Raw genomic sequence first — 279 nt, 5'->3', positions numbered from 1 at the left:
ATCCGCACGATCGGAACGCTGGCTACACTGGAAAGCGGGCGTCTCAGCGAAGATCTGCCCCTGTGCACCGATTTCATGTCGGAGATCCCCGACAAGACGGTGCTTTATGTGGCGCTTCTTCTGCACGACATCGCCAAGGGGCGGGTGGAGGATCATTCCATCGCCGGCGCGCGCATTGCGCGAAAGGTCGGCCCTCGGCTCGGCCTGACCGCGCAGCAGACGGAAACCGTCGCCTGGCTCGTGGAACAGCATCTGACCATGTCGATGACGGCGCAGTCT

The 279-nt window shown here is 62.7% G+C and carries 1 protein-coding gene; it reads left to right on the top strand.

All coding sequences use genetic code 11. The features are described from left to right. A partial coding sequence (locus CH341_RS32405) for an HD domain-containing protein (RefSeq protein WP_146604761.1) occupies positions 1-279 on the top strand: 279 nt, incomplete at both ends.

The sequence above is a fragment of the Rhodoplanes roseus genome, assembly GCF_003258865.1.
GTDB lineage: Bacteria > Pseudomonadota > Alphaproteobacteria > Rhizobiales > Xanthobacteraceae > Rhodoplanes > Rhodoplanes roseus.
The sequence above is the reverse complement of the archived record's forward strand: the minus strand, read 5'-3'. Positions and strand labels throughout refer to the sequence as shown.